This is a genomic window from Candidatus Methanomethylophilus sp. 1R26, from assembly GCF_001481295.1.
Taxonomy (GTDB): Archaea; Thermoplasmatota; Thermoplasmata; order Methanomassiliicoccales; family Methanomethylophilaceae; genus Methanomethylophilus.
Map to the genome: position 1 here is coordinate 1 of NZ_LOPS01000039.1, position 5,990 is coordinate 5,990.

Here is a 5,990-nt window from a genome sequence, read left to right on the forward strand (position 1 = left end):
CGGGGCGCATCCTTCGCCCTTCGGCGAAGGTGCCTTACAGCTCCTTTTGGCGCACACAGGTGCGTATGCGCATGATCGATTATGAGCCTGCTCCTCTGCCCGATTCCACACGAAATGTTATAGAACCATATTTTTTCTACTTATTTCCGGAATGCCTCAACGGCACCCGTCTGGCCCGCAGGACATTCCCTTCATTTTGTCAGGATCCAGGGATTCCGCCTCTTCCTCGGCAATGGCCCGGGCGATCACCTGCTTGAACTGCTCGGTCTCGATGCAACCGGGGGATGCTGTACTTCCTGGCGACCGCGAAGAACGGCACGGCGCGGACCCCCAGCATGTATCCCTCCTGCTCGTCGCGGCGGACCTCTTTGGCGAACCTGTCCCCGTCCAGGATCCCCTTGACATCAGACTTCTTCATTCCGGCCTTCTCGGCCGCGTCCAGGATCACCTCATGGTCGGAGATCCTCAGGTTCTTGGCGAAGAAGTCTTCGAACATCAGATGCGAGTACCTCTCCAGCATCTCTTCAGACTGGGTCTGGGCGTATTTCGCCACTCTGAGGGCGTCGAAGGTGTTGCAGGTGTGGGCGGTCCCGTAGTTGAACTCCAGCCCCTCCCCGCGGGCCATGCTCTCGATCCTGTCCACCTTGGCCCGGGCATCCGCCTCGGATATACCGTAGGTGTGCTGCATGGCCTCGACGATGTTCCTCTCGGCCCACTGCGGGGCCTCCTGGTAGAGCTCGAACGCCTTGAAGACGAGCTTCACGCGGTCTCCGAGGTTCATCTGGGACAGCGCTTTCTTCAGGCGTGCCTCGGCAATGCAGCAGAACGGGCACGTGTAGTCCGACCAATATTCGATAAGCATCGTTCCGGGAATCGGTCCCGGCCGATAATAATCTTTCAGACCCTGGCGTTGTACGCAGGCCCTGACCTGTTCCCCGGCGCTCCCCTGTCCTCGGGCCTTTCAGGAGGGCTGTTCAGCAGGTCCATGACCTCCGAGAACGTGATGCCCAGCTTGAGCGCGATCGGCAGCGGTTCCATGCCCTCGCCGCTCAGGGCGAGGACCCTTTCCCGGAGGCTGTCCGCTCCCTCGGGCGCGGGGGCCGCCGCATCGCTCCTGCTCCGGGCCTCCAGCGATTCCGCCAACAGGGAGAGCGCATGCTCATCGCGGGGCTCCGGCCGTCCGGACACCAGCCTGCCCAGGTCGACCATCTCCTTCCTGCACCAGATGTCCAGCTTCACTGTGCCTATGAGCTTCCCGTCGCGGTAGGCGTAAGCATAGTTCCTGCCGTTATCGATGTAGTTGATGATCAGCCCGTCTCCGCTGCTCCAGATGCGGACGGACCTGCCGATGCCTATCCTCGCGCTCCCGTCGGGGACGGGGCCGCCGCGGCCGAAGATCGGCCTCGGGTGCATCTGCGCATACCTGTCGCATATCGGGCACAGGCCCCCGCGGCTGTTGGAGCGAAGGATCCTCGTGCGCCCGCATTTGGAACAGGTGAACACCTTCCTCTCCTTGTTCCACATCGATGAATGGCAGGCGGGGCAGTATTTGGGAGGGTCGTCGCTTCTCTGCACCCATTCCGCTCCGCAGCGGAGGCACTTGTCCCTGATCTCAGGCTTGTTCCATCTGGTGGATTTGCATGAGGGGCATCTCATCGGCGTCCCGTGACGGGGAGACCATGTGTATCCGCAGCGGGTGCATTTCAGGCTCATTTTCTCACGTTGGAACTATAGTCCAATATGGATTGCATGTCATCCATATAATAGTTGGCTCTATAATCCAACTGATTCCGTGATGTGATGAACTGTCAATAATCAGAAAGGCGCATGCACGGAAACCGCACGGATTCAATTGAAACGGAGCGGATAACGCGGTCGGCAGGCACCGGCCGAATAGAACGATGGTGGACCCAGCCGGATTTGAACCGGCGACCTCCGCCGTGTGAAGGCGACGTCATAACCCCTAGACCATGAGTCCGTTGAGTCGCCAATATGGTCTCTGTATTTAAGAATAAGGCAGGCTGGGCGGTGAAAGGATTATCTTCATATCAGGGGATACGTGGATGTTATGCCTGCAGATTATGACGACAAGACCTTCGAAGCGGCCATCGACATGGTGCTCGGACGTGAGAAGCATGATTTCCCGCAGATCATCGGAGGGCTGAAGATAGCCTCCGGCACGGACAGGCCCCTGTGCAGCCCCATCGACAGCACGGTGATCTTCGGGACCATCCAGGAGCCTGAGGAGGGCACCGATGCTCTGGCCGTCGCGAAGGCCCGCGAGGCTTTTTCATCCTGGTCTGGGACGTCTCCGGCCGAGAGGGCCGCCGTCATCGGCAAGGCGGCCTCTTTCGCCAGGACCGCGAGGTACCGCCTGGCGGCCGAGGTCATGTTCAGCACCGGGATGGTCAGGGAGGACGCCATGCAGGAGGCGGACAGGCTCATCGAGGTCCTGGACAAGGCGGCCGCCGACGCAGGTTCCGTCAAAGGGAAGCCCGTAGGCGTATGGGCGGTCGTTGCCCTCGCGAGCTCTCCGCTGGCCTCTGCCGTCGCTACGCCGCGGCGGCCATCGCTGCAGGGAACACTGCGGTCATCGCGCCCAGCGGGTCCTGCCCCCTCCCCGTCTACACAGTGTACAGGTTCTTCGAGCAGGCCGGACTGCCCGCCGGGGTGCTCAACATCGTCACGGACAAGAGCGATGCGCACATCGCCCGCCTGATATCCGAAGACGGGATCGACGGGATCGTCGCCTCGGGATGCGGCCGCGCCGTAGACGAGCTCATGTTCGCGCCTGCCGACGAGTCGATAAAGTTCATCAACGAGGTCAAGGGGACCAACACCATAGTCGTCGCCCACCCGTCCAACATCAGGAAGGCGGCGCAGGATGTCGCCGATTCTGCGTTCGCGTACGCAGGCCAGCGCCTCTACTCGACATCGAAGGTCATCGTCCTGGCCGAGGAGGAGAGCGAGTTCGTCCGCGCCCTGGTGGAGATCGCCAAGGACTACTGCGTCGGGGACCCTGCCGAGAAGAGGACCAAGATGGGCCCGCTGCTGTCCCCCGAGCAGGAGAAGAGGTACCTGGACTTCAAGGCCGAGAACGAGGCGAACCTCCTGTTCGGAGGAAAGAAGGTGTCCGGAGAGTACCTCGAGAACGGGAGGTACTGGACACCCATGATCTTCACCGGCATAGATCCCTCGTCCGACGCAATCTACGAGGACCAGGCCATTCCCGCCCTCTGCATCATCCCGGCCTCCGGCATCGACGATGCCGTCGGCATGCTGTCGGAGATGGATTCGGGGCTCTCGATCGGGGTCATCTCCGCAGATGACAAGACGATCTCCAAGGTCAAGAAGGCCGCAGGCCCGGGGCAGACGGTGTTCGTCAACCAGAGCAGCCGTTCGCTGAAGCCCGCCTCCAAGGCATGCGCCGAGAACTTCCTGGTGTGAAATAGGGGCAGCCGTACCGGCAGCGAACTGCCTATGCCTCAGTTTCCAGGCATAGGCAGTAAAATCTCTTTTTACAGTGTCAGAATCCGGACAGCTTCACGTGCCGGGCATATTTCTTGGCCTCGGCGACCAGCGCCGAAGCCTCTGCGCGCGTATAGGGGCGCGCCTCCCTGAACTTCGGGGAGGCCGCCTTCGACGGCTCGAACTGCGACACGGTCAGCGATGTGCCCTGTCCGGCGATCCTGGCGATGGCCGCGATCCCCTCCGGGCCCGATATCCCGGGGACCGCCCAGGTCCATATCCCGTGCGGGACGTCGAGCCTCTCCAGGACCTCGGCGGAACGCTGCAGCTTGGACGGATCGGCGGTCCCGGAGGTCGCGTCCGAGAGCTTGGGGGACGTAGGCGCGGCGGGCATGAAGAGCCTGGCCTCGTCGAACATCATCGCCCCCGCCAGATCATCGAGCTCCCCGGGCCTCATCCCCCATGTCTCCAGGAGGATGGGGACCTTGGTCTTCCTGAGGTCCTTCAGGAACCTGTACAGGCCGGGGTCGGCGAGCGGTTCGCCCCCGCCGAGGACGATGCCTTCCAGATTGCTTTTCCTGGAATCGATGTAGTCCATGATCTCGGACGTGTCCACGGACGGGCCGTCCGCTTCATAGAGCTCCGATCCCCCGAGGAAGGGGCACCTGACATCGTAGCCCCTGAACTCCAGGCGGCAGCAGTCCTTCCCCTGCCAATCGGCGAGGGTCGTCCTGATGAATCTTCCGACGGGCATCTTTCAGAGGCGCTCGATCTTCTTCAGCTCGTAGACGCCGTTGAGCTCGGACAGGTATTCCGGGAGCTTCTTCTCCAGCTCGTCGGCCTTCATGCTGCTCCCTTTTATGTCCGCGACGACCTCGATGTCCATGGTCTGGTACGATATGACCACCTTGGTGAAGACCGAGATGAGGTTGACGCCGGCATCGGCCAGCATCTTGAGGGCGGTATCGATGGAGCCCATGCAGTCCGGGACGTCCATGTCTATCTTGACGAGGTCGGTGTCGTCCTTGAAGATGACGACGGAGACGATCCACATGCCCGGGTCGACGGTGATCATGACGTTGCGGCCGCTGAGGTCCCCCAGGATGTCGCCGTACTCCTTGCCCAGGTCGAAGAACCCGGCCTCATAGGTGACGGGGGCGCCCTTCCTGAGCTCGGTCTTGAGCCCTCCGGTGCTGCTGCGCTCCCTGAAGATCCTCCCGATGCTGGTCGGTTTCACGCTGATGAACTTGATCTTGTCCACCGACGCGTCGCCTGCCTCTCTGAGCTTCTGGTACCCCTCGGTGAGGAGGTCGCCCTCTCCCGCGAAGTTGAGCTCGGCCAGAATGTCCCAGACGATGGTGGTGTCGGAGATCCCGTTCAGGGATACCGAGTTCAGGACGCGTATCTTCCTGTCGGTGAGGAACCTGGCCGCCTGGACGGTCGCTCCGGGCACATCATCGGTGTAGATGGTGATGTGGGCCAGGTTGCGGAGGTTCTCCTGAGGGTACATGGACAGGAGGAGCTCGTACTTCTTCGGTCCGGCCTCGGGGTACTGGAAAAGGGTGCTGTAGATGTACCCTCCGTCCACCAGGCCCATGATGTCCGAGACCCAGCGGTCGATCTTGATCCTGTTGCCCTCGATCTTAGTGAACTCCCAACTCTTCAAGGATGTCAGACTCCTCTCTCAAACGCGCGAACTATCGTCCAGCCGTTATAATTCATTTGTGGGGAGGGTACTTCGGGGTGCTCAGGGGCTCGGCCCACAGCGGGAGGCCGGCGCCGTCCCCCCGAACATCCGCGATGAGGTTCGGGATGCTCCCGGCCCCCTCCTTCGACGATACGATCTCATCGATGGCATCGGAGGCGAACGCCTTCCTGTCCGGGAAATCCGTGCCTTCGAGCGCTTCGCCGATCAGCTTCTTCGCCTTCCTGAGGTGCGAGGCGGCCGCCTTCAGCAGGCGGACCCTGCGCGCGTCATCGGAGACCTCATGCTCCGGCGCGCGTGCGAACACGTACCTGCCGGGCGAGTGCGGGTGCATGCCGACCGAGAACGGGCAGACGGTGCAGACGCGCTTGAACTCCGCCGTCCCTCCGTCCAGGGTGGAGTTGGTGACGGGGGACATCGCGTTCCCGCACACGGGGCAAATGTCGGGAAGCTCCCTGTTCTGCGACCCGCGGTACTCGATCTCGATCCTGGCGGCCCCGGACGCCGCGGCGACGCGGCGCACCCTGGCATCGGTGAGGCGCACCTCCTCCCCCGTTTTTGGAAAGGTCCTTCCTCACCAGTTCCCCGAGGGCATGCTGGCTCTCTGCTCTCTGAACAGATGCCAGCACGCGGCGGACGGATCCCGCTATGTCCTCGTCGGAAGGGATGCCCTGCATGTGCGGGAATCTGCGTGCCTGATATTAATAAAGACCGCCCCATTCAAAAAGCGACCTGCTGATTCATAGTTGCAACAAAAACCGCAGGCCGAGAGGAATATCGCCGACCTGAGATAAAGATTGGCGCCTCGGCAGGCCTC

The 5,990-nt window shown here is 61.9% G+C and carries 6 protein-coding genes, 1 tRNA gene and 1 pseudogene; 2 read left to right on the plus strand and 6 right to left on the minus strand.

From position 1 onward, the window contains the following. Positions 1 to 199: 199 nt before the first annotated feature. From AUQ37_RS06980 to AUQ37_RS06990, 3 genes are all read right to left on the minus strand, one after another. Positions 200 to 862 carry a DsbA family protein gene (locus tag AUQ37_RS06980; protein WP_058747981.1) on the minus strand — a complete coding sequence of 221 codons (663 nt, stop codon included), beginning with the start codon at positions 860 to 862 and terminating at the stop codon, positions 200 to 202. Positions 863 to 897: 35 nt separating this feature from the next. Then, positions 898 to 1,713, minus strand: coding sequence for a hypothetical protein (locus tag AUQ37_RS06985; protein ID WP_058747982.1), 816 nt, complete (start codon positions 1,711 to 1,713; stop codon positions 898 to 900). 189 nt (positions 1,714 to 1,902) lie between these two features. Then, positions 1,903 to 1,978, minus strand: a tRNA-Val gene (locus tag AUQ37_RS06990). 135 nt (positions 1,979 to 2,113) lie between these two features. Between AUQ37_RS06990 and AUQ37_RS13075 the strand changes: the two are divergent. Together AUQ37_RS13075 and AUQ37_RS12560 are read left to right on the plus strand one after the other, a co-directional pair. Continuing rightward, positions 2,114 to 2,437, plus strand: a pseudogene (locus AUQ37_RS13075) (aldehyde dehydrogenase family protein); the annotation flags it as partial. A 68-nt stretch (positions 2,438 to 2,505) separates the two neighbouring features. Beyond that, positions 2,506 to 3,447 (plus strand): aldehyde dehydrogenase family protein, encoded by a 942-nt coding sequence (locus AUQ37_RS12560; RefSeq protein WP_255354901.1) that lies wholly within the window; start codon positions 2,506 to 2,508, stop codon positions 3,445 to 3,447. 79 nt (positions 3,448 to 3,526) lie between these two features. Here the strand turns inward: AUQ37_RS12560 and AUQ37_RS07000 are convergent, their stop codons facing one another. From AUQ37_RS07000 to AUQ37_RS07010, 3 genes are read right to left on the minus strand one after another with little or no spacing between them, the layout of a single operon-like run. Next, positions 3,527 to 4,222, minus strand: coding sequence for a hypothetical protein (locus tag AUQ37_RS07000; RefSeq protein WP_058747983.1), 696 nt, complete (start codon positions 4,220 to 4,222; stop codon positions 3,527 to 3,529). A gap of 3 nt (positions 4,223 to 4,225) precedes the next feature. Next, on the minus strand, positions 4,226 to 5,134 hold the full coding sequence (locus AUQ37_RS07005; RefSeq protein WP_058747984.1) for a hypothetical protein: 909 nt from the start codon (positions 5,132 to 5,134) through the stop codon (positions 4,226 to 4,228). Positions 5,135 to 5,186: 52 nt separating this feature from the next. Beyond that, entirely contained in the window at positions 5,187 to 5,717 is a 531-nt protein-coding gene (locus AUQ37_RS07010) for a hypothetical protein (protein ID WP_058747985.1), read from the minus strand. Positions 5,718 to 5,990 lie beyond the last annotated feature (273 nt).

Excerpts from the sequence above, each read along its gene's own strand:
- AUQ37_RS06980 (WP_058747981.1), bottom strand. The coding sequence starts at position 862 with ATGCTTATCGAATATTGGTCGGACTACACGTGCCCGTTCTGCTGCATT.
- AUQ37_RS06985 (WP_058747982.1), bottom strand. The coding sequence starts at position 1,713 with ATGAGCCTGAAATGCACCCGCTGCGGATACACATGGTCTCCCCGTCAC.
- AUQ37_RS12560 (WP_255354901.1), top strand. The coding sequence starts at position 2,506 with ATGGGCGGTCGTTGCCCTCGCGAGCTCTCCGCTGGCCTCTGCCGTCGC.
- AUQ37_RS07000 (WP_058747983.1), bottom strand. The coding sequence starts at position 4,222 with ATGCCCGTCGGAAGATTCATCAGGACGACCCTCGCCGATTGGCAGGGG.